We start from the raw sequence: 22,347 nt of genomic DNA on the forward strand, positions 1-22,347 counted from the left end.
GGGCACGCGACCCGCCGTCTCCCTCACTCCCCCTCGGCGATCCACTCGTCGATCAGGCGGCGGGCGATGCTGTCGGGGCGGGCGAGGCGGAACTCCTCGCTGGGCGTGAAGGTCCGCAGGAAATCGCGGTCGAACCAGTGGGCCGTCTCCAACTCCTCCAGGTCCGTCTGGATGTCCAGGGTCACCGCCCGCGCGCTGAAGCCCAGCATCAGCGAGGACGGGAAGGGCCAGGGCTGGGACGAGTGGTAGCGGATGTCGGTGACCTCCAGCCCCACCTCCTCCAGCACCTCGCGCCTCACGCTGTCCTCCAGGCTTTCGCCCGGCTCGACGAAGCCGGCCAGCACCGAATGCATGCCCGGCGGGAAGCGGGAGTTGCGGCCCAGCACCATGCGCCCGGCCCCGTCATGGACCAGCATGATGACCGCCGGGTCGGTGCGCGGGAAATGGTGGGTGGCGCAGTCCGGGTTGGTGCAGACGCGCACATGCCCGCCCTCGGCACCCGCCGCGACCGAGCCGCAGACGCCGCAGAAGCGGTGCCGGGCGTTCCACCAGGTGATGCCGCGGGCGTAGGCGCACAGCCCGGCCTCCGTCGCCTCCATCACGGGGCCGACGGCGCGCAGGTCCTCGAAGCGGCCGAGCCCGGCCAGGGCCGGATGATCCTCCGGCGCTTCCAGGCCGGTCAGGTCCACGGTGAAGTGCGGAACGCCGTCCAGCAGGCCGAGGAAGACCGGCTCCACGCCCCAGTCGCCACCACAGGCGACGGCGACCGCGCGGGCCGAGTCGGCGTCGCCGGTCACGAAGTTGCGCGATTTCGCCACGGGCAGCAGGCGCGCGGTCGGCGAGGCCCAGGCGTCTTTCAGCCAGTCCTTGTCCTTGCGGCGCACCCCGGCGCGGTCGAGCGGAATGCCGGCATAGGCGTTCGGGCGGGCGTTCGGGCGGTCGGATGGGGAGGAGCGGTCGTGCATGGCGAAGAGGCTGCCACAAGCCCGCGAAACGGGGAAGCGGCGTCCCGCGCAACCCTCCTCCTTCATTGATGGTTTGCGCCAACGGAACGCACGACTAGGATGCCGCCCTCCTTCCCACCACGCGCGATCCGGCGGAGCGACCATGACCGAACCCTGCCCCACCCCCCTGGTGACCCTGGCGGAGCGTCTGGCCGACGCCTCCGGTCCGGTCATCCGCCAGTATTTCCGCACGCCGGTGGCGGTGGACGACAAGGCCGACGCCTCCCCCGTCACCATCGCCGACCGCGAGGCGGAACGGACCATCCGCGCCATCATCGAGGCCGAGCGCCCCGACGACGGCATCTATGGCGAGGAGTTCGGGACGAAGAACCTGGACGCCGAATGGGTCTGGGTGATCGACCCCATCGACGGCACCAAGTCCTTCATCACCGGCCGCCCGATCTTCGGCACGCTGATCGCCCTGCTGCACCGCGGGCGCCCGGTGCTCGGCGTCATCGACCAGCCGATCGTCCGGGACCGCTGGCTGGGCGTCGAGGGCCGCCCGACCCTGTTCAACGGCCAGCCGGCCCGCGTGCGCGAATGCGCCGGGGGGCTGGCGGCGGCGACGCTGGGGACCACCTCGCCCGACCTGTTCCCCGGAGCGGACCAGGACGCCTTCCGCCGGGTGGCGGGAGCGGCCAAGGTGTCGGTCTATGGCGGCGACTGCTACAGCTACGGCCTGCTGGCGGCGGGCTATTACGACCTCGTCGTCGAATCGGGGCTGAAGCTCTACGACTTCGCGGCGCTGGTGCCGGTGGTGACCGGGGCCGGCGGGCTGATGACCGATTGGGACGGCCGGCCGCTCGACGCCACCTCCAGCGGGCGCGTGGTCGCCGCGGGCGACGCCCGCACCCACCGCGAGACTCTGGCCGCCCTGGCCGGCTGAGACAGCCGGCTGAGAAGGAGAACCACGCCCATGGCAACCATCGCAACGCCCGCCCGCTCCGTCTTCGAGACCTCGCCGGAGAAGCTGCGCCCCTTCCTGCACTCGCTGGCCGGCCGGGTGTCGGGCGGGGCGAACTGGATGGTCCGCAAGAAGACGGTCTGCGACCTGCTGCTGGGGCTGGACGCCTTCTTCGCCCTGCCGGCGGAGGAGCGCCGCGCCCTGATGGGCGCCGGGGACGACGCCGCCTCCCACGGCAGCCAGGACGGCACCGGGCCGGAGGACTTCCGCAACGTCCTGCCGCTCTATGTCGGGGCGATCCTGGAGGGGCTGAAGGAGGAGGCGGTGACGCAGCCGGAACAGGCGGCGATCTACATGCTGTCCATCCACCCGGAGCACCAGGTGGCCGCCGAGGAATGGATGCTCGCCGACCCGCGCAACGGCAAGGCGGTGCGCCGGATGATGCGGTCCGACCGCCGCTACCGTCAGCTCATGGAGCGCATGGCCGACCACTGGAAGAAGACCCGCGCCGGTCAGGGCAGCAGCGAGACGGCCAGCAGCCCCAGGTAGATGCCGATGAACAGGCCGAGGACGATGCCGTAATCCTCGTCGGTCATCGGGTTGGAATCGGGGTCGAACTGCCGCATGACATACTCCCTGTGCGTCAACGAGTGCTCAGAATAACCGTTGACGCCCGCGAAGTTCCCGCGACAAGGCCGTGACTTCCACCGGGCGGGGCCGGGTGAAGGTGAACAACCCCATAAAAAACGGACCGCGCCGGAGGGGCACGGTCCGCTGAGTCGGGAGGGACCCGAAGGAAAAGGGTCAGAAAGGACTCGGGTGGCAAAGACTCAGGTGGACGGCCGGGCCTCGCCGGTGATCGCCGGTTTCGGCGGCATCTCCTCGGCAAGCGCGCGGTAGGCCAGACCGCCGAGCAGCCCGCCGACCAGCGGCGCCACCCAGAAGGCCCAGAGCTGCTGCAGCGCCCAGCCGCCGACGACCAGCGCCGGCCCGGTGCTGCGCGCCGGGTTCACCGACGTGTTGGTGACGGGGATGCTGATGAGGTGGATCAGCGTCAGCGCCAGACCGATGGCCAGCGGCGCGAAGCCCGCGGGCGCCCGCCGGTCGGTGGAGCCCAGGATGACGATCAGGAACATGAAGGTCAGCACCACCTCGATCAGCAGGCCGGAGGTGAGGTTGTACGCGCCCGGCGAATGCTCCCCGTACCCGTTGGCGGCCAGCCCCTTGGCGGCCAGCGACCAGTCGGCCTTGCCGGTGGCAATGACGTACAGCACCATCGCCGCCAGGAAGGCGCCGACCACCTGCGCGATGACGTAGGGCAGGATGTCCTTGGCCGGGAAGCGCCCGCCGGCCCACAGCCCCACCGTGACCGCCGGGTTCAGGTGGCAGCCGGAAATGTGGCCGACCGAGTAGGCCATGGTCAGCACGGTCAGGCCGAAGGCCAGTGAGACGCCGGTCAGCCCGATCCCGACCTCCGGAAAGGCGGCGGACAGCACGGCGCTGCCGCAACCGCCGAACACCAGCCAGAAGGTGCCGAGAAACTCCGCGCTCGTGCGCCGGACCATCGACATGTCACCACCTCGTCGGGCTTGCCGCATTTCCGCCTTTTTTGCGCCCCCGGACGGGCCGGCGCCAGCGGACGGGCGTAAGATACCGTTGCGTACGCGGACTTGACGCGCCGCTAGGCGCGTACATGCTAGGGCTGATCCGCCTTATCATCTCAGGCCCAACCACATCAGGACCGACGATGCGCCGAGTTCTCGCTGCCGCCCGGACGACTGCTTTCTTGGCTCTCCTTGCGCTGTCGGCGCCAATCCAGGCGAACGGGGTCCAGGCGCAAACGGTCACCGTCCCCGCCCTGAAGCAGTTCGGCGAGCCGGAGTTCAAGCCGGGCTTCACCCATTTCCCGCACGCCAACCCCGAAGCGCCAAAGGGCGGTTCGATCACCCTGGCCGCGCAGGGCAGCTTCGACAGCCTTAACCCGATCATCCTGCGCGGCGTCACCCCGCGCACGCTGGGGCTGATCGCCGACTCGCTGATGGTCGGCTCCGGCTGGGAGATGGACGCCGCCTACGGGTCGCTGGCGGAAAGCGTGGAACTGCCCGACGACAAGAGCTGGGCCGTCTTCCACCTGCGCAAGGACGCGCGCTGGCACGACGGCGTGCCGGTGACCGCCGGCGACGTGGTCTTCGCCTGGGACTCGATCCAGGCGCACGGCAACCCCTTCCTGAAATCCTTCCTCGACCGCGTCGCCGCGGTGGAGGCGGTGGACGAGCACCAGCTGAAGATCACCCTGAAGACCACCGGGGAGATGAAGCCGATCATCGACTTCGCCACCAGCATCGCCCCCCAGCCCGAGCACTGGTGGACCGCCAACGGACGCGACATCTCCAAGACGACGCTGGAGCCGGTGCTGGGCAGCGGCCCCTACCGCATCAGGACCGTCGATCCCGGCCGCTCCATCACCTACGAGCGGGTGGCCGACTGGTGGGGCCGCGACCTGCCGACGGCGCAGGGCTTCTACAACTTCGACAGCGTTAAGGTCGATTACTACCGCGACGACGACGTGATGTTCGAGGCCTTCAAGGCCGGCGCCTACGACTTCCGCACCGAGCACCGGGCGCAGCGCTGGACCACCGGCTACGACTTCCCCGCCGCCAAGGACGGCCGGGTGAACCGCGTGGAGGTGAAGAGCGACCTGCCGCTGGGCGCCCAGGGCTTCCGCCTGAACACCCGCCGCGCCAAGTTCGCCGACCCGCGGGTGCGCGAGGCGCTGGGCTATCTGTTCGACTTCGAATGGATTCAGAAGAACATCCTGTACGGCCAGTATCTCCGCACCACCTCGAACTTCCCCAACTCCGACTTCGGCGCCAAGGGGCCGCCGACGCCGGAGGAGCTGGCCCTGCTGGAGCCCTTCCGCGCCCAATTGCCGGAGCGCGTCTTCACCACCCCCTTCGAGCCGCCCAAGACCGACGGCAGCGGCAACACCCGCAACAACCTGCGCGAGGCCATGCGCCTGTTCCGCGAGGCCGGGTGGGAGCTGAAGAACGGCCGGATGACCAGCGCCAGGACCGGCGAGGTGCTGAGCATCGAGTTCCTCGACGGCACCGGTGCGCTGACCCGCGTGATCCAGCCCTATGTGGAGGCGCTGCGCAAGGCGGGCATCGACGCGGTGCTGCGGGTGGTCGACACCGCCCAGTTCCAGGCGCGCACCGACGAATTCGACTTCGACGTGGTGGTGGCGAACTTCAACTTCTTCACCCCGCCGGGGACGGAGCTGCGCAGCTATTTCGGCTCCGCCGCCGCGGACATCCGGGGATCGGCCAACTACGCCGGCATCAAGGAACCGGCGGCCGACGCGATGATCGAAAAGGCGCTGGCGGCGAAGGATCTCGCGTCCGTCCAGGCGGCAACCCGCGCGCTCGACCGCGTGCTGCTGTGGGGCTTCTACATGGTGCCGCACTGGTACAACCCGGACAACTGGATCGCCTACCGGACGACGCTGGGCTTCCCGGAGACGACGCCGAAATACGATCTGGGCTTCCGCAACAGCGGCTTCCCCGAGGCGTGGTGGGTGAAGCCCTGATCGCCTGTTCAGCCCCTTAAAGCCGAGGCTCCGCCTTGATTGTGCCACAAGGGAGACCCTACCTTACCGGAAACAATAAGGACCGAGAGGGGCATGAGGAAGACCGGTAAAGCGATCCTGGCCGCGGTCATGTGCCTGTATCTGGCGGAACCCTTCGCCACGGCCCGTGCCCAATCCACCCAGCCGGAGGCCGCCCTGAAAACCGGGGGGCACGCCGTCACGGCCCATGGGACGCCCAAATACGGGCCGGACTTTCAGCATTTCGACTACGTCAACCCCGACGCCCCGAAGGGCGGCGAGATCAAACTGGCGACCTACGGCAGCTTCGACAGCCTGAACCCGTTCATCCTGCGCGGGTCGACCGCCGCCGGTGCCAGCCTGCCCTTCGACACGCTGACGGTGGAGAGCGGGGACGAGGTGCTGACCCGCTACGGGCTGCTCGCCGAGACGATCACCGTCGCCGAGGACCGGAGCTGGGTGCGCTTCACGCTGCGCCCGCAGGCGCGCTTCCACGATGGCGCCCCGGTGACCGCCGACGACGTGGTGTGGAGCTTCGAGACTCTGCGCGACAAGGGCCACCCGCTTTATCGCACCTATTACGCCGACGTGACGAAGGCGGAGAAAACGGGGGAGCGCACGGTCACCTTCACCTTCCGCGACGGCGGCAACCCGGAGCTGCCGGTCATCATGGGCCAGCTGCCCGTGCTGCCGAAGCATGTGTTCGAAGGAAACGGCTCCGGGGTGCGCGACTTCGCCAGCACCACGCTGGACCCCATCGTCGGCAGCGGCCCCTACCGGATCGTCGAGGTGCAGCCCGGCCGCTCGCTCGTCTTCGAGCGGGTGCAGGACTGGTGGGCCAAGGACCTGCCGGTCAACCGCGGGCGCTACAACTTCGACCGCATCCGCTTCGACTATTACCGCGACCTCGACGTGGTGTTCGAAGCCTTCAAGGCCGGGGCCATCGATTTCCGGGTGGAGCATTCGTCGAAGAACTGGGTGACCGGCTACGACGTGCCCGCGGTCCGCGACGGCCACATCGTCCGCGAGGAGATCAAGCACCAGGACCCGCAGGGCATGCAGGCCTTCGTCTTCAACAGCCGCCGCCCGGTCTTCGCCGACCGCAAGGTGCGCGAGGCGTTGAATTATCTGTTTGATTACGAATGGACGCGGGCGAACCTGTCCTACGGTCTGTTCCAGCGCACCAAGAGCTTCTTCTCCAACTCCGAACTCGCCTCCACCGGTCTGCCCTCGCCGGAGGAGTTGAAACTGCTGGAGCCCTTCCGCGGCAAGGTGCCGGAGCAGGTCTTCACCAAGCCCTTCGAGCCGCCGCAGACCGACGGGTCCGGCAACATCCGCCCGAACCTGCGCACGGCGCTCTCCTTGCTCAAGGAGGCCGGGTGGGAGCTGAAGGGCAACAAGCTGCTGAACGCCAAGACCGGCGAGCCGATGCGCTTCGAGATCCTGCTGGTGCAGCCGGACATGGACCGCATCGTCCAGCCCTTCGTCCGCAACCTGGAGCGCGCCGGGATCGAGGCGGCCATCCGCGTGGTGGACACCGCCCAGTACCAGAACCGGATCGACCGCTACGACTTCGACATGGTCATCCAGCGCATCCTGCAATCGACCTCGCCCGGCAACGAGCAGCGCGACTACTGGCAGGCGGCCCGCGCCGACCAGCCGGGCAGCCGCAATCTGGCCGGCATCAAGGACCCGGTGGTCGACGCGCTGATCGACAAGGTCATCCAGGCCCCCGACCGCGAGAGCCTGATCACGGCGACCCGCGCGCTCGACCGCGTGCTGCTGTGGGGCTGGTACGTCATCCCGCAATGGCACGACGACGTGCGGCGCGTCGCCTATTGGAACCGTTTCTCCCATCCGGCGGTTGCGCCCAAATACGGCTTGGCCTTCACCGACACCTGGTGGGTCGATCCCGACAAGAACGCGAAGCTCGCCAACACGGCCCGCCGCGCGGCGCCCTGAGACGGCAAACAGAAAGGCGAACCCGCGCGATGCTGGCCTACATCATCCGCCGTCTGCTGCTGATCATCCCGACGCTGTTCGGGATCATGGTCATCAACTTCCTGATCGTGCAGATCGCCCCCGGCGGTCCCATCGAGCAGATGATCGCCCGCGTCCAGGGCACCGCCGTGGAGGCGACCGCCCGCATCGGCGGCACCGGCGGCGGCGAGACCGGCGGCCCGGCGGCGCAGCAGGCCCAGGGCGGCGACACCGGCAGCCGCTACCGCGGCGCCCAGGGGCTCGACCCGGAATTCATCAAGCAGCTTGAGAAGGAATTCGGTTTCGACAAGCCGCTGCACGAGCGCTTCATCCACATGATGTCGAACTATCTGATGTTCGACTTCGGCAAGAGCTATTTCCGCGACCGCAGCGTCGTCGATCTGGTGATCGAGAAGATGCCGGTGTCGATCTCGCTGGGCATCTGGACGACGCTGATCGTCTATCTGGTGTCGATCCCGCTGGGCATCGCCAAGGCGGTGCGCGACGGCCAGCCCTTCGACGTCTGGACCTCCGGCGTGGTCATCGTCGGCTACGCCATTCCCAGCTTCCTGTTCGCCGTGCTGCTGATCGTCGTCTTCGCCGGCGGGCGCTATTTCGACCTGTTCCCGCTGAGGGGGCTGGTGTCGGACAATTGGGCGAGCCTGCCCTGGTGGCGGCAGATCCTGGACTATGCATGGCACATGGTGCTGCCGGTGCTGTCCATGGTGATCGGCGGCTTCGCCGGGCTGACCATGCTGACCAAGAACTCCTTCCTGGAGGAGATCAACAAGCAGTATGTCGTGACCGCCCGCGCCAAGGGGTTGGCGGAGCGCCGGGTGCTCTACGGCCACATCTTCCGCAACGCCATGCTGATCGTCATCGCCGGCTTCCCCGGCGCCTTCATCGGCATCCTGTTCACCGGCGCCCTGCTGATCGAGGTGATCTTCTCGCTCGACGGTCTGGGGCTGCTGGGCTTCGAGGCTGCGATCAACCGCGACTATCCGGTGATGTTCGGCACGCTGTACTTCTTCACGCTGCTGGGGCTCATCATGAACCTCGTCGGCGACGTGACCTACGTCGCCGTCGATCCCCGCATCGACTTCGAAGCGCGGAGGGTGTGATGGCGAGCGCCGCGAACCAGCCCCGCTTCCTCGGCCTGCGCGTCACGCCGCTCACCCGGCGGCGGCTGGCGAATTTCCGGGCGAACCGGCGGGGCTTCTGGTCCTTCTGGATCTTCCTGGTGCTGTTCACCCTGTCGCTGGGCGCGGAGTTCATCGCCAACGACCGCCCGCTGCTCATCAAGTACGACAACGCGCTCTATTGGCCCGTCTTCACCGCCTACCCGGAGACCACCTTCGGCGGCGAGTTCGAGACGGAGACCGATTACCGCGACCCCTACGTGCGCCAGCTGATTGAGGAGAAGGGCTGGATCGTCTGGCCGCCGATCCCCTACGGCTACCGCACCATCAACTACAACCTGCCGGTCCCCGCCCCGGCCCCGCCGTCCGCCGACAACTGGCTGGGCACCGACGACCAGGGGCGCGACGTGGTGGCGCGGCTGATCTACGGCTTCCGCATCTCGGTGCTGTTCGGGCTGGTGCTGACCGCCTTCTCCTCGGTCGTCGGCATCATGGCGGGGGCGGTCCAGGGCTATTTCGGCGGCATCACCGACCTGCTGTTCCAGCGCTTCATCGAGATCTGGCAGGGCCTGCCCACGCTGTTCCTGCTCATCATCCTGTCCAGCGTGGTGACGCCGAACTTCTGGTGGCTGCTCGGCCTGCTGCTTCTGTTCTCCTGGACCTCGCTGGTCCATGTGGTGCGGGCGGAGTTCCTGCGGGCGCGCAACTTCGACTATGTGCGGGCGGCCCGCGCGCTGGGCGCCACCGACGCGACGATCATGGTGCGCCACGTGCTGCCCAACGCCATGGTGGCGACGCTGACCTTCCTGCCCTTCATCCTGAACGGCTCCATCACCACGCTGACGGCGCTGGACTTCCTGGGCTTCGGCCTGCCCCCCGGATCCCCCTCGCTGGGCGAGCTGCTGGCCCAGGGCAAGGCCAACCTCCAGGCGCCCTGGCTGGGCCTGACCGCCTTCTTCGTGCTGGCGATCATGCTGAGCCTGCTGATCTTCATCGGCGAGGCGGTGCGCGACGCCTTCGACCCGCGCAAGACCATCGGCCAGCTCTCCACCGCCACCGGACCCGCCAACGAGGCGGGCGCGGTGGCGCAGAAGGCCGCGGAATGACTGGCGTTCTTGACGGAACGGCGGTTCGCGGCCATCTTGTAGGCAAATTCACTACATTGGACGCGAGTCCCATGGAAGACGCCGTCTCCGCCGCGGAAGCCAACCGGAACTTCTCCCAGATCCTCCGCAGCGTGAAGGAGGGGCACAGCTACGTCGTGACCTCCCATGGCACGCCGGTCGCCCGGATCGTCCCCACCAAGCGGAGCAGCGCCCTGTCCGACGCCGCCAAGGCAACCTTGATGGCACGGCTGAGGGCGCAGCCGGTGCAGATCGTCGGTCCGCGCTGGAGCCGCGACGAGTTGTACGAGGAGTGAGCATGCGCGTCGCCCTCGACACAAACCTGCTCGTTTACGCCGAGGGCGTCGCCTTCCTGCCCTCCGACACGCACAAGCCGGCGGTGGTCCACGACCTGCTGGACGCCGTGCCCGCGGAGGACGTCGTGGTTCCAGCCCAGGTTCTGGGGGAGCTGTACCGCGTGCTCACCGGAAAGGCCAAACGCCCGGCAACCGAGGTGCGCACCGCGATCCTGACCTGGTGCGATCTTTACGCGCCGGTGGACACAACCGCCGCCGTGATGATGGCGGCGGTCGATCTGGCGGCGATCCATCGATTGTCGATCTGGGACAGCGTCGTCCTGTCGGCGGCTGCGGAGTCCGGCTGCCGTCTGATGCTGTCGGAAGACATGCAGGAAGGCTTCACATGGCGCGGCCTGACCGTCGTCAACCCGTTCTCCGCCACGTCGCACCCCTTGCTGTCGGCTTTGCTCGCCGGCAAACCGGCCTCCTAGGATGGAAACCATGACCGACAGCAATGATCTCCTCCAGGTCCGCAACCTCCATGTCGAGTTCCGCTCGGGCGGCGGGGCGATGCACGCGGTGAAGGGTGTGTCCTTCGACATCGCCAAGGGGGAGACCCTGGCGCTGGTCGGCGAGTCCGGATCGGGCAAGTCGGTCACCGCCCTGTCGATCCTGCAACTGCTGCCCTACCCCATGGCGCGCCACCCGCATGGCTCCATCCGCTTCCGCGGGACCGAGCTGGTGGGGGCGGAGGAGAAGGTGCTGCGCGACGTGCGCGGCGACCGCATCGCCATGATCTTCCAGGAACCCATGACCTCGCTGAACCCGCTGCACAGCATCGAGCGGCAGATCAACGAGACGCTGTTCCTGCACAAGGGCCTGTCCCGCGCCGCCGCGCGCAAGCGCACGCTGGAGCTGCTGCGGCTGGTCGGGCTGCCCAACCCGGAAAAGCGGCTGAACGCCTACCCGCACGAGCTGTCGGGCGGCCAGCGCCAGCGCGTGATGATCGCCATGGCGCTCGCCAACGAGCCGGACCTGCTGATCGCCGACGAGCCGACCACCGCGCTGGACGTCACCATCCAGGCGCAGATCCTGGAGTTGCTGAAGGACCTCCAGCGCCGCTTCGGCATGGCGCTGCTGCTCATCACCCACGACCTGGGCGTGGTGCGCAAGATGGCCGACCGGGTCTGCGTGATGAACCAGGGGGAGATCGTCGAGCAGGCCGACGTCGCCGACATCTTCGCCCGCCCGCAGCACGCCTACACGCGCAAGCTCCTGGCCGCCGAGCCGAAGGGCGACCCGCTGACCCCTCCCGCCGACGCGCCGGAAGTCATGGCCGCCGACAACCTCAAGGTCTGGTTCCCCATCAAGAAGGGGCTGCTGCGCCGCACCGTCGATCACGTCCGCGCCGTGGACGGCGTGTCGGTCAACGTGCGGCAGGGGCACACGGTCGGGGTGGTCGGCGAGTCCGGTTCCGGCAAGACGACGCTGGGGCTGGCCCTGCTGCGCCTGCACGCCAGCGAGGGGGCGATCCGCTTCGACGGCAAGGACATCCAAGGCTGGCAGGCCAAGAAGCTGCGCGGGCTGCGGCGGGAGATGCAGGTGGTCTTCCAGGACCCCTACGGCAGCCTGTCGCCCCGCCTGTCGGTCGGCCAGATCATCGGCGAGGGGCTGACGATCCACGGCATCGGCTCCGGCGCCGAGCGCGACGCCATGGTGGCGAAGGCGCTGGAGGAGGTGGGGCTCGACCCGTCCAGCCGCCACCGCTACCCGCACGAGTTCTCCGGCGGCCAGCGCCAGCGCATCGCCATTGCCCGCGCCCTGGTGCTGAAGCCGAAATTCGTGGTGCTGGACGAGCCGACCAGCGCGCTCGACATGTCGGTGCAGGCGCAGATCGTCGACCTGCTGCGCGACATCCAGGCGCGCAACAACCTCGCCTACCTCTTCATCAGCCACGACCTGCGGGTGGTGCGGGCGCTCAGCAGCCACGTCATCGTCATGAAGGACGGCAAGGTGGTGGAGCAGGGCCCCACCCGCCGCATCTTCGAGGAGCCGCGCGAGGAATACACCCGCGCCCTGCTCGCCGCCGCGCTGAACCTGGAAGCCGTCAAGTCCGACGCCGTGCGGATGTAGCGCAATCGCATTCAATGTCCCCTCTCCCCTCTGGGGAGAGGGTTAGGGTGAGGGGGTTGCGCTTGTGCCGGACGTACCTGCCACGCCCATCCCCCTCACCGGCTCTCAGCGGATGCCAGAGGCATCCGCCTGCCGCCGTCAGCGCTGGCTTTCAGCCAGCGCGAGAGGCCCTGCGGGCCACCCCCTCCCCAGAGGGGAGAGGGCTATGAGGGTCAAGTGCGATTGCCTTGGCTCCGCGGGCGCTTCGCCTTCGTATTGCCGGGTGGCGCCTTCGGCCGATGCAGCGATGCCTTAGGGGTTTCCCGCCCCGGCACCGTCACCTCGCGCCATTGGCCGGGCACCAGCCCGTCCAGCGTCCAGTCGCCGATGGACCAGCGGATCAGCCGCAGGGTCGGGAAGCCGACCGCGGCGGTCATGCGGCGCACCTGACGGTTCCGGCCCTCCTTCAGGGTCAGGGCGATCCAGCTCGTCGGGATGGCGGCGCGGAAGCGCACGGGCGGGTCGCGCGGCCACAGGCTGTCCGGCTCCTCCATCCGGCGGGCCTCGGCGGGCAGGGTCGGCCCGTCGTTGAGCGTCACCCCGTCGCGCAGGCGCTGCAACGCCTCCTCGGTCGGGACGCCCTCCACCTGCACCCAATAGGTCTTCGGCAGCTTGTGCTTCGGCGAGGCGATGCGGGCGATCAGCGCGCCGTCGTCGCTCAGCGCCAGCAGCCCCTCGCTGTCGCGGTCCAGCCGCCCGGCGGCGTAGACTCCCTTCACCGGCACATGGTCGGCCAACGTCGGGCGCCCCTGCTCATCGGTAAACTGGGGCAGCACGCCATAGGGCTTGTTCAGCAGGATCAGACGGGGCACGGTTGGCTCGAACGGGTTTGAGACGAACAACGACAACACTACAGGGGTTTGCACCGTGACGCTGCTTTTCTGCTCCACCACCGACCGGTCTGACCGCTGGCTGAGCGAGCTGGATGCCCGCCTGCCCGGCCTGGAGGTGCGGGTGTGGCCCGAGATGGGGGACCCGGCGGACATCGAGATGGCGCTGGTGTGGAAGCCGCCGCACGGGCTGCTCGCCACCCTGCCGAACCTGAAGCTGATCGTGTCGCTGGGCGCCGGGGTGGAATCGCTGCTGCTCGACCCCACCCTGCCCGAGGTGCCGCTGGTCCGCATGGTGTCGGAGGGGCTGACCGTCGACATGGCCGGCTATGTGGCGCTCCAGGTGCTGCGCTGGCACCGGCTCCTTGACGAGTACAAGGCGCTCCAGCAGGCCGGGCGGTGGGAGCCGCTGGACCCCTGCCCGGCGTCGGAGGTGAAGGTCGGCATCCTGGGCATGGGCGAATTGGGCATGGCCTCGGCGAAAACGCTGCTGAGCATGGATTACCGCGTGCTGGGCTGGAGCCGCACGCCGAAGACGCTGCCGGGGGTGGAAAGCTTCTCCGGACCCGACGGGCTGGCGGCGATGCTCGGGCAATGCAACCTGCTGGTCTGCCTGCTGCCGCTGACGGCGGAGACGCGCGGCCTGCTGAACCGCAAGCTGTTCGCCGCCCTGCCCAAGGGGGCGGTGGTCGTCAACGCCGCGCGCGGCGGGCATCTGGTGGAGGACGATCTGCTGGCGGCGCTGGAGAGCGGGCACATCGCCGGGGCCAGCCTTGACGTGTTCGCGGACGAGCCGCTGCCCGCCGGCCATCCCTTCTGGACCCACCCGAAGGTCCATGTGACGCCGCACGTCGCCGCCGTCACCCACCCGTCGCGCTCCGCCGCGGTGGTGGCCGAGGCGATCATCGCGTTCCGCGAGGGGCGCCCCCTGCCGAACCTCGTGGACCGCAGCCAGGGCTACTGAAAACGGCAGCCGGTCAGGCGGGCACAGCCACAGGGCTGGAGGTGCTCAACTGCGCCTCCAGCCGCGCCTTGGCGGAGGCGGCCACCTCCTCCTCGGCGCGGATGACCGCCATGTCCTCCGGTGCCACGGCGCCCGCAGCGACCACCAGTTCGGCGAAGTCGGACAGGAAGACACTGCCCTTCACGGTGCGCTGGACGAGCACGCTGCGCTTGTCCTCGACGTCGCGCTTGCGCTTGATGAAGCCGAGCAGTGACAGCCGGTCGAGCGCGCGGGTCACCGCGGGCTTGGAGATGTTCAGCGTCGCCGCCAGACCGCGCACGGTGTGCGGCGGATCGGTCAGATAGACCTGGAGCATGATGGCCATCTGCCGCGCCGACAGGTCCGGCCCGTCCTGCCGCACGCTGGCGATCAGAGCCGTCCGCCACAGGCCGAGCGCTTTCAGGTTCCGTGCCATGTTTTCCCCCCGCGCCGCGTCTCTTGCCCCGAAGGCCCCCGCATCCGGAACGCGCGGCGAAGGAGTGTCCCCCAACCCGGCCCGGACAGGCAAGCGTTTCGCAACCGGATTGATCGGTCAGGGTGTCGCGGGTGGGGAGAGTGTGCCCTTCGCCTGCCCCCTCCCTACCCCTCCCCCGCTGCGCAGGGGAGGGAACTCCGCTGGCTTCGGACAACGCCCTCCCCTGCGTAGCGGGGGAGGGAGGGGACCCATGCGGCAGCATGGGGAGGGTGGGGGCACCCCCTCCGGGAACCCGCTCAGTAAATCAACTCGTTCTCGCCGCTGCCTTCGGAGATGACGATCTCGCCGCGGGCGGCCAGATCCTTGGCGAGCTGGACCATGTACATCTGGGATTCGTCCACCTCGCGGACGCGGACCGGTCCCATGGCGGCCATGTCCTCGCGCAGGATCTTCGCCGCGCGTTCGGACATGTTGGAGAAGAACAGGTCCTTCAGCGTCTCCGACGCACCCTTCAGGGCGGTGGCGAGCTTCTGCTTGTCGACGCTGCGCAGCAGGGCCTGGACGCCCGAGGGGTCGAGCTTGGACAGGTCCTCGAAGGTGAACATCAGCGACTTGATGCGCTCGGCGCTGTCGCGGTTGCGTTCCTCCAGGGCGGCCATGAAGCGGTGCTCGGTCGTACGGTCCAGGCCGTTAAAGATTTCCGCCAGCATCTCGTGGCTGTCGCGGCGGCTGGTGCGGGCGAGGTTGGTCATGAACTCGGTGCGCAGCGTGCGCTCCACGTCGTCCAGAACCTCCTTCTGCACGGCCTCCATGCGCAGCATGCGCATGATGACCTCCATCGCGAAGCTCTCCGGCAGCTGGGTCAGCACGCGGCCGGCGTGTTCCGGGCGGATCTTCGACAGCACCACCGCCACGGTCTGCGGGTATTCGTTCTTCAGGTAGTTGGACAGGACCGATTCGTTGACGTTGGCCAGCTTGTCCCACATGGTGCGGCCGGCGGGACCGCGGATCTCCTCCATGATGGAGTCGACCTTGTCCTTGGGCAGCGTCTTCAGCAGCAGGCGTTCGGTGGAGTCGAAGGAGCCGACCAGCGAGCCGGTGGCCGACATCTGCTCCGCGAATTCAACGAACAGGCGCTCGATCAGGTTGGCGGAGACGGTGCCGAGGTTCGCCATCACCTGCGACAGCTCCTTGATCTCCTCGTCGTCCATCATCGCGAACAGCTTGGACGAATGCTCCTCGCCCAGCGCCAGCATCAGGATGGCCGCCTTCTCCGGACCGGTGAGGGTGCGATAATCCTCACGAACCTTCAGCGCCATGTATCCGCCTCCAAAAACCCGGCCGGCACCCGAGTCCACCGGTCCTACCCGAAGGTTTTAGTCCTTTCCGAATCGGCACGCCACCCCCGCGACGCCCGCGGGGGTGACAATTTTAACCATATGCCGCTTGTTGAACCGCTCTGTCACCCGAACCGCTTGGCGATAACGGCATAGGCCGCGCGCAGGCCCAGCGCCTCGCCGCCTTCCGGGCGTCCGGGGCGGGCGCCGCTGTTCCAGGCGAAGGTGTCGAGATGCGCCCAGGGCGTGTCCTTCGACACGAACTCCTGAAGGAACAGCCCGGCGGTGATCGCCCCGGCCATGCCGTTGCTGGTCACGTTGTTGAGGTCGGCGACCTTGCTGTCCAGCCCCTTGCGGTAGGGCGCCCACAGCGGCAGGCGCCACAGCGGGTCGCTCTGCTCCTCGCCGGCGGCCAGCAGGTCGTTGGCGAGGTCGTCGTCGTTGGCGAACAGCGCCGGCAGGTCCGGCCCCAGCGCGACGCGGGCGGCCCCGGTCAGGGTGGCAAAGTCGATCAGCAGGGCGGGCTTCTCCGAATCCGCCTCGGCCAGCGCGTCGCACAGGATCAGCCGGCCCTCGGCGTCGGTGTTGCCGACCTCCACGCTCAGCCCCTTGCGCGTCTTCAGCACGTCCATCGGCTTGAAGGCGTTGCCGGAGATCACGTTCTCCACCGCCGGGATCAGAACGCGCAGCCGCACCGGCAGCCCCGCCATCATCACCATGCGGCCCAGCGCCAGCGCGTGCGCCGCGCCGCCCATGTCCTTCTTCATCAGCAGCATGCCCGACGACGGCTTGATGTCCAGGCCGCCGCTGTCAAAACAGACGCCCTTGCCGACGATGGTCACCTTCGGGTGCGTCGGGTTGCCCCAGCGCAGGTCGATCAGCCGCGGCGCGCGCGGACTGGCCCGGCCCACCGCGTGAATGGCCGGATAGTCACGGTCGAGCAGGTCGTCGCCGACGATCACGTCCAGCCCGGCCTCGAATTCCTCCGCCACGGCATGGGCCACCTCGGCCAGTTCCGCCGGGCCGAGGTCGTTGGCCGGCGTGTTGACGAGGTCGCGCAGCAGATAGGTCGCGGTGGCGGTGCGCTGCACCTCGCCCTGGTCGGCGTGCTTGGGCCAGACGAGGTTGGCGAAGGACTTCTCCGACGCCTTGTAGCGTCCGAAGCGGTAGCTGCCCAGCGCCCAGCCCAGGGCCAGACGGGTGGCAGCGCGGCGGTCGAGCGCGGCGTCCACCGCCTCATCCAGCTGGTAGTTCCCCGGCGGCAGGCCGCTGGGAAGACCGGCGAGACCCCACAGGTCGTCCAGCGCCGACACGCCGGCCAGCACGCGGGCGACCGCCCCGCCCTCCCCCGGCAGGAAGGCCCCCGGCAAAAAGGCAATGGTGCCGGCCTCCGCCGTGAAGTTCACGGCCTTCACCCAGGCCGCGGTGGCGGGCGGCTGGCCTTCCAGCCACGTGGCGAGGCCGGCCTTGTTCAGCGGGGTGATGGTCACGGTGCCGGGGCCGGCCGTGGCGAGCAGGGTGGCGAGCAAGGCGGGCGTCCTTCGTCAGGAAACGGAAACAATGAAGGAAAGCATGGCGCGCCGGGGCGCCCCTGAAAAGGGGGATTGCGTGCCGGCTTGCCGCAAGGTCGCGGGACAGGCATGCTCCGCCCCCCTCTCCTTTCGCTCCCGAGGCGCATCCATGGACGACCTGACGCTGGTCATCGGCAACAAGGCCTTCTCCTCCTGGTCCCTGCGGCCCTGGCTGGCGCTGAAGCGGACCGGCCGGCCCTTCCGGGAGATCATGATCCCGCTGCGCCAGCCCGACACCGCGGCCCGCATCGCCGAGCATTCGCCCTCCGGCCGGGTGCCCTGCCTGCGGCACGGCGATCGGGTGATCTGGGATTCGCTGGCGATCTGCGAGTATCTGGCGGAGTCCTTCCCCGAGGCCGCCCTCTGGCCAGCGGACGCCCACGCCCGCGCGGTGGCGCGGTCGGTCTCGGCGGAGATGCATTCGGGCTTCGTCGGCCTGCGCACCCACATGTCCATGGACCTCAAGGCCTTCCGCCCCGGCGTGGGCCGCAACGCCGAGAGCGAGGCCGACATCGCCCGCGTCTTCACCCTGTGGCGCGACACGCGCGCCCGCTTCGGGGCGGGCGGCCCCTTCCTATTCGGCGACTTCTCCATCGCCGACGCCATGTACGCGCCGGTGGTGACGCGCCTTCTCACCTACGGGGTCGAGATGGACGGGCTGTGCGGCGACTACGCGCGGGCGGTGATGGATCTGCCGGCCATGGTGGAGTGGGTGGACGCCGCCAAGGCGGAGCCGTGGGACCTCTACGCCGACGAACGGGACCCGCAATAGGACGACATCAGGGCGTCGCCCCGCCCGTCGGCTCGTTGGCGGCGTTGCCGATCAGCCCGACCTCGCGGTAGTAGCGCTCGGCGCCCGGATGCAGCGGGACGGAGACGTTTGCGACCGCCTTGGTGGCGTCGAAGCTGCGCCCCTTGGGGTGGCCCTCGATCAGCAGGCGGCGGGTGTTCTCGTGCCACAGCGCCTTGGTGACGCCGTGGATCAGGGCGGGGTCGCGGTCGGCGCGGACCAGCAACTCCGCCCCCACCCCCAGCGTGTGGATCTCCGGCACGCCGGGGTAGGTGTCGGCGGGGATGGTCTGGTCCATGTAGAAGCGCTGGCGGATGCGCAGCCGGTCGGCCATGTCGCCGTCGAGCGGGATCAGGCGGATCGGCTCGCGGTTCGCCACGTCGGTGACCGCCGCAACCGGAAAACCGCCGACCATGAAGAAGGCGTCCAGCTCCTTCTTGGCCAGCCGGTCCGCCGCGGTGCCGGGCTTCAGGTAGGCCGGGGGCCGCAGTTCCGCCTCCTTCACGCCGAAGGCGTCGAGGATCGCCCGCGCCTCCACCAGCACGCCGGAGCCCTCCTCGCCCAGCGAGACGGCCTTGCCCTTGAGGTCGGCCACGCCGTGCAGGTCGCTGTCGGCGCGCACGACGAGCTGGATCGCCTCCGCGTAGAGCATACCGATGGAGCGCAGCCCTTCGAAGGGCGCCTTGCCGTGGAAGATGCCGGAGCCGGTGTAGGCCCAATAGGCGATGTCGGCTTGGGACATCCCGGCCTCGACCGCCCCCGAGCGCAACAGCTCGATGTTCTCCACCGAGCCGAGCGTGGCCTGGGCCACCGCGATCAGCCCCGGCACGCCGCAGCTTCCCCCGCGGTCGCAGGGGCGGGAGCCGGGCGGGTTGGAGATGGCGTTGGCGATCAGCCCGCCGATCGGGAAATAGGTGCCCGACGTGGTGCCCGTGCCGATCCGGAAATAGCGGATGTCCTGCGCCACGGCACCCCGCGGCAGCAGGCCCAGGAGAGCGCCCCCGGCGATGCCGGCCAACACATGGCGGCGGCTGGGAAGGCCCTGGGGGGAAAGGCGGGCGTCGGAAAGGCGGGGGTTGGCTCCTGCGCGCGGCACCGGCGGGTCCACCTTTCCTGCTGGCCAGCCGTTCCGGCGGCATGGGCCATCGGCGGCGTGTGTTGGACACGCTCTTACAAGAATACCCGCAGCCCGGCTTTTTCAAGGCGTCGGGGCCTTAAAAGACGCCCGCCAGATCAAGAACCCCGGCGAGTGCTACCGCGCCGCCACACATTTGCACGACCCGGCCCGACGCCGCCTGCCCCACCGCCACCGACAGGCCCAGCCCGGCGCCGATGACCAGCAGCACGCCAGACGACAGCCCGGCCCAGAACAGCGGCCCGCCCATATGCACATAGCCGTGGAAAGCCCCCGCCGCGGCGACCGTCAGCACCCCCAGCGCCAGCGGCACCTTCAGCCCGAAGGCGACCAGTCCGCCCATCAGGATCAACGACGCCGACAGGCCTTCCGCGGCGTAGGGGAGGCGAATGCCGATCTGCGCGGCCAGCCCGGCGGCCAGCACCGCGGTCAGCGCCGCCACCGGAAGCTGCCAGACGGAAGGGCCGCCGTTCTGCCCGCTCCACAGCCCGATGGCGAGGAAGCCCAGCAGATGCTGCAGCACCCACACCGGTTCGGTCAGGCCGGTGCCGAACGGCCCGGTCACCGTCATCCGCGCCAGCGCGGGCGCGGCACCGGCGCCGATCAATGCGAGCGCCAGAAGAACCGACCGGATCGCCACCATCCCCTACCCCTTTTCCCCAACGTCTCTGCGCAGCACCGGGCCGGTATGGCCGCTGCGCGGGGTGGGGTCAAGTGACCAGGGTGGCGGGCTTCAAGAACCGGAAGATCAGTAACCCAGGGGGCCAGGGCCGTACTGACGGAGGTCCTGCTGCTTGCGGAGCAGGTCGCGCTGCTGCAACGGGTCGAGCCGGCCCATGGCGTCCTCGGTGCGCAACCGGTCGACCTCCGGACTCATCAGGTCGCGCTTGGCGCGGTCGGTCAGCCCCTGGGTGGAGCCCGGCTCCGGCAGGGCGGGGGTGGCCGGCTGGTCGATGGGCGGCGGCGGCGGGGACGAACTGCCGCGGCGACGCACCGGCGGCGGCTGGTTGGGCGTTTGCGAGGCGTCGGAGAGCTTTTGCGGCGGAGCGGGTGCAGGCTCCGGCCGCGGTGCGGGAGTCGGGCGGGCATTCTCCTCCGCCTGAATCTGGCGCAGCGTCTTCAGCCCGCCGCCTTGCGCGGACACCGGCGGGGCCGCCTGGGCCCGTCCCGGCATCTCGTCGTGCACATCCGGCGCGCAGGCCCCCAGCGCAAGGGCGGCGAGCGCCACGGCGACGGGCAGGAACACGGCGGTGGGGCGGATCGGTGTCATACCAACCATGTCGTGTCCCGCGGAGACGGGACAAGGCCCTCCCGGCGATCTCCCCCTTCTTGGTGAGGCCATAAGGGGACTCCCAACCGCCGGCTTTTGCCGCTAGAATGTTCTTGTTTTGTTCGAGTTGAAACGATTGACGAAACGAGCGGTGCAGGGAGGGTGGCATGGGGAAAGGGGGTGCTGAACGGACGGCGCGGCGCATCCTGTCCCTGTGGCTGCCGCGGCTGCCCACCGACGCCCACAGCCGCCGCCATCCGGAGCGGCGCGACCATCCCCTGGCCGCCATCCTGGCCGAGCGCGGGCGGCTGGGCGTGGCCGCCGTCAACCGCGCCGCGGCGGAGGCCGGGGTGCATCCCGGCATGAGTCTGGCCGACGCCCGCGCCATCGAGCCCGCCCTGGCCGTCTTCGACGCCGAGCCCGAGTCGGACGCCCGCCTGCTGGAGCGGATCGCCGGCTGGTGCACGCGCTACACCCCCTGGACCGCCCCGGACGGCCCCGACGGGGTGGCGCTGGACATCACCGGTTGCGCCCACCTGTTCGGCGGGGAGGAGGCCATGGCCGCCGACCTGACCGCCCGCCTGACCGCGGCGGGCTTCGAGTCGCGGCTGGCGGTGGCGGACACGCCCGCGGCGGCCTGGGCGCTGGCGCGGTTCGGCGGGGGTGCCCCCACCCTAACCCTCCCCCGCTGGACGGGGGAGGGAATCTGGCCCTCCCCTGCGCAGCGGGGGAGGGGGGGACCCGCGAAGCGGGAGGGTGGGGGCAAAGCGCTCCCCGATCTCTCCCCCCTCCCCGTCGCCGCGCTGCGTCTGCCCGCCGCCACGGTGGACGGTCTGGCCGCGGTGGGGCTGCGGCGGATCGGGGATCTGCATGCCCTCCCCCGCGCCACGCTGGCCGCCCGCTTCGGGCCGGAGCTGTTGCGACGGCTCGACCAAGCCTATGGGCGGCTGGACGAGCCGCTCTCCCCCCGCTTGCCGGTGCCGCCGCACAGCGTCCGCCTCGCCCTGCCCGAGCCGATCACCACCGCCGAGGCCATCGCCGAGGCGCTGCGCCGCCTGCTGACCGCCCTCTGCGCCGGGCTGGAGAACACCGGCGAGGGCGCCCGCCGGCTGCGGCTGGAGTTGCACCGGGTGGACCGCCGGTTGGAGGACACACCCCAGACGCTGGTTATCGGCACCGGCCACCCGGTGCGCCGCCCGGACGCGCTGATGCGGCTGTTCGCCCAGAAACTCGACCGCGTGGAACCCGGCCCCGGTCTGGAGCTGATGGTGCTGTCGGCCACCGAGGCCGGCCCGCTCGCCGCCGCACAGGCCGCGCTGGATGGTGGTGCGGACGGGCAGCCGGAACTGGGCGAGCTGATGGACCGGCTGGGCAACCGGCTGGGGGAGCGGGCGGTGCTGCGGCTGGTCCCGCGGCAAAGCTGGCTGCCGGAGCGCAGCGTGGCCCCCGCCTCGGCCTTCTCGGAGGCCTCCGGCGGTGCGCTGTGGCCGACCGACCGCCCCCGCCCGGTGCGGCTGCTCGCCCCGCCGGAGCCCATCGAGGCCATGGCCCTGGTCCCCGACGACCCGCCGGCGATGTTCCTCTGGCGCGGCGTCCAGCATCGCATCCGCCGTGCCGACGGGCCGGAGCGGATCGAGGCCGAATGGTGGCGGCGCGACGGCGAGCCCCGCGACTATTACCGCGTCGAGGACGAGGCCGGCCACCGCTTCTGGGTCTATCGGCAGGGGCTGTACCGGCCCGGCGTGGCGGCGCTGTGGTTCCTGCACGGCTTCTTCGGGTGATGGGGCCGCC

The 22,347-nt window shown here is 69.7% G+C and carries 21 protein-coding genes; 12 read left to right on the forward strand and 9 right to left on the reverse strand.

Annotation, left to right across the window (positions count from 1 at the left end):
• Positions 1 to 23: 23 nt before the first annotated feature.
• Positions 24 to 965 carry an NAD(+) diphosphatase gene (nudC, locus tag Sp245p_RS13360; protein WP_014239404.1) on the reverse strand — a complete coding sequence of 314 codons (942 nt, stop codon included), beginning with the start codon at positions 963 to 965 and terminating at the stop codon, positions 24 to 26.
• Between the two features lie 142 nt (positions 966 to 1,107).
• On the opposite strand from nudC, the gene hisN reads away from it, so the two are divergent.
• Positions 1,108 to 1,890 carry a histidinol-phosphatase gene (gene hisN / locus Sp245p_RS13365; RefSeq protein ID WP_014239403.1) on the forward strand — a complete coding sequence of 261 codons (783 nt, stop codon included), beginning with the start codon at positions 1,108 to 1,110 and terminating at the stop codon, positions 1,888 to 1,890.
• Positions 1,891 to 1,920: 30 nt separating this feature from the next.
• Positions 1,921 to 2,457 (forward strand): hypothetical protein, encoded by a 537-nt coding sequence (locus tag Sp245p_RS13370; protein WP_014239402.1) that lies wholly within the window; start codon positions 1,921 to 1,923, stop codon positions 2,455 to 2,457.
• 281 nt (positions 2,458 to 2,738) lie between these two features.
• On the opposite strand, the gene aqpZ is transcribed toward Sp245p_RS13370, so the two are convergent.
• A complete protein-coding gene (aqpZ, locus tag Sp245p_RS13375; RefSeq protein WP_014239399.1) occupies positions 2,739 to 3,479 on the reverse strand; it encodes an aquaporin Z in 741 nt (246 codons plus the stop codon).
• Between the two features lie 215 nt (positions 3,480 to 3,694).
• On the opposite strand from aqpZ, the gene Sp245p_RS13380 reads away from it, so the two are divergent.
• The 7 genes from Sp245p_RS13380 to Sp245p_RS13410 all read left to right on the forward strand — a co-directional run bounded on the left by Sp245p_RS13380 (position 3,695) and on the right by Sp245p_RS13410 (position 12,166).
• Positions 3,695 to 5,494, forward strand: coding sequence for an extracellular solute-binding protein (locus Sp245p_RS13380; protein WP_244439354.1), 1,800 nt, complete (start codon positions 3,695 to 3,697; stop codon positions 5,492 to 5,494).
• 93 nt (positions 5,495 to 5,587) lie between these two features.
• Positions 5,588 to 7,474: an extracellular solute-binding protein gene (locus Sp245p_RS13385; protein ID WP_014239397.1), complete on the forward strand. Its 1,887-nt coding sequence runs from the start codon at positions 5,588 to 5,590 to the stop codon at positions 7,472 to 7,474.
• Positions 7,475 to 7,503: 29 nt separating this feature from the next.
• Positions 7,504 to 8,613, forward strand: coding sequence for a microcin C ABC transporter permease YejB (locus Sp245p_RS13390; RefSeq protein ID WP_014239396.1), 1,110 nt, complete (start codon positions 7,504 to 7,506; stop codon positions 8,611 to 8,613).
• Positions 8,613 to 9,737, forward strand: a complete 1,125-nt coding sequence (locus Sp245p_RS13395; protein WP_109138545.1) for an ABC transporter permease — start codon at positions 8,613 to 8,615, stop codon at positions 9,735 to 9,737. Before Sp245p_RS13390 ends, Sp245p_RS13395 begins: the two co-directional genes overlap by 1 nt.
• Before the next feature lie 71 nt (positions 9,738 to 9,808).
• Positions 9,809 to 10,051 (forward strand): type II toxin-antitoxin system Phd/YefM family antitoxin, encoded by a 243-nt coding sequence (locus Sp245p_RS13400; RefSeq protein WP_014239394.1) that lies wholly within the window; start codon positions 9,809 to 9,811, stop codon positions 10,049 to 10,051.
• A gap of 2 nt (positions 10,052 to 10,053) precedes the next feature.
• Complete coding sequence (locus tag Sp245p_RS13405) at positions 10,054 to 10,524, forward strand: PIN domain-containing protein (protein WP_014239393.1); 471 nt, start codon at positions 10,054 to 10,056, stop codon at positions 10,522 to 10,524.
• A 10-nt stretch (positions 10,525 to 10,534) separates the two neighbouring features.
• Positions 10,535 to 12,166 carry an ABC transporter ATP-binding protein gene (locus tag Sp245p_RS13410; RefSeq protein ID WP_041811453.1) on the forward strand — a complete coding sequence of 544 codons (1,632 nt, stop codon included), beginning with the start codon at positions 10,535 to 10,537 and terminating at the stop codon, positions 12,164 to 12,166.
• Positions 12,167 to 12,378: 212 nt separating this feature from the next.
• Here the strand turns inward: Sp245p_RS13410 and Sp245p_RS13415 are convergent, their stop codons facing one another.
• Entirely contained in the window at positions 12,379 to 13,017 is a 639-nt protein-coding gene (locus Sp245p_RS13415) for a pseudouridine synthase (RefSeq protein ID WP_014239391.1), read from the reverse strand.
• Positions 13,018 to 13,072: 55 nt separating this feature from the next.
• On the opposite strand from Sp245p_RS13415, the gene Sp245p_RS13420 reads away from it, so the two are divergent.
• The gene (locus Sp245p_RS13420; RefSeq protein ID WP_014239390.1) at positions 13,073 to 13,999 is read left to right on the forward strand and encodes a 2-hydroxyacid dehydrogenase; all 927 of its coding nucleotides are present in this window, start codon (positions 13,073 to 13,075) and stop codon (positions 13,997 to 13,999) included.
• 13 nt (positions 14,000 to 14,012) lie between these two features.
• Here Sp245p_RS13420 and Sp245p_RS13425 read toward each other — a convergent pair whose 3' ends face one another.
• From Sp245p_RS13425 to Sp245p_RS13435, 3 genes are all read right to left on the reverse strand, one after another.
• A complete protein-coding gene (locus Sp245p_RS13425; RefSeq protein ID WP_014239389.1) occupies positions 14,013 to 14,453 on the reverse strand; it encodes a MarR family transcriptional regulator in 441 nt (146 codons plus the stop codon).
• A 296-nt stretch (positions 14,454 to 14,749) separates the two neighbouring features.
• A complete protein-coding gene (gene fliG, locus Sp245p_RS13430; protein WP_014239388.1) occupies positions 14,750 to 15,772 on the reverse strand; it encodes a flagellar motor switch protein FliG in 1,023 nt (340 codons plus the stop codon).
• A 143-nt stretch (positions 15,773 to 15,915) separates the two neighbouring features.
• Positions 15,916 to 17,319: a leucyl aminopeptidase family protein gene (locus tag Sp245p_RS13435; protein ID WP_014239387.1), complete on the reverse strand. Its 1,404-nt coding sequence runs from the start codon at positions 17,317 to 17,319 to the stop codon at positions 15,916 to 15,918.
• 151 nt (positions 17,320 to 17,470) lie between these two features.
• Between Sp245p_RS13435 and Sp245p_RS13440 the strand changes: the two genes are divergently transcribed.
• Positions 17,471 to 18,133: a glutathione S-transferase family protein gene (locus tag Sp245p_RS13440; RefSeq protein ID WP_014239386.1), complete on the forward strand. Its 663-nt coding sequence runs from the start codon at positions 17,471 to 17,473 to the stop codon at positions 18,131 to 18,133.
• A 7-nt stretch (positions 18,134 to 18,140) separates the two neighbouring features.
• On the opposite strand, the gene Sp245p_RS13445 is transcribed toward Sp245p_RS13440, so the two are convergent.
• The 3 genes from Sp245p_RS13445 to Sp245p_RS13455 form a co-directional block, all read right to left on the reverse strand.
• The gene (locus Sp245p_RS13445) at positions 18,141 to 19,247 is read right to left on the reverse strand and encodes a TAXI family TRAP transporter solute-binding subunit (protein ID WP_014239385.1); all 1,107 of its coding nucleotides are present in this window, start codon (positions 19,245 to 19,247) and stop codon (positions 18,141 to 18,143) included.
• 118 nt (positions 19,248 to 19,365) lie between these two features.
• Positions 19,366 to 19,929, reverse strand: coding sequence for a HupE/UreJ family protein (locus tag Sp245p_RS13450; protein WP_014239383.1), 564 nt, complete (start codon positions 19,927 to 19,929; stop codon positions 19,366 to 19,368).
• Between the two features lie 105 nt (positions 19,930 to 20,034).
• Positions 20,035 to 20,565 carry a hypothetical protein gene (locus Sp245p_RS13455; protein ID WP_014239382.1) on the reverse strand — a complete coding sequence of 177 codons (531 nt, stop codon included), beginning with the start codon at positions 20,563 to 20,565 and terminating at the stop codon, positions 20,035 to 20,037.
• Between the two features lie 158 nt (positions 20,566 to 20,723).
• Here Sp245p_RS13455 and Sp245p_RS13460 point away from each other — a divergent pair, with 158 nt between their 5' ends.
• Positions 20,724 to 22,337, forward strand: a complete 1,614-nt coding sequence (locus Sp245p_RS13460) for a Y-family DNA polymerase (RefSeq protein ID WP_109138546.1) — start codon at positions 20,724 to 20,726, stop codon at positions 22,335 to 22,337.
• Positions 22,338 to 22,347 lie beyond the last annotated feature (10 nt).

This window comes from Azospirillum baldaniorum (assembly GCF_003119195.2).
GTDB lineage: Bacteria > Pseudomonadota > Alphaproteobacteria > Azospirillales > Azospirillaceae > Azospirillum > Azospirillum baldaniorum.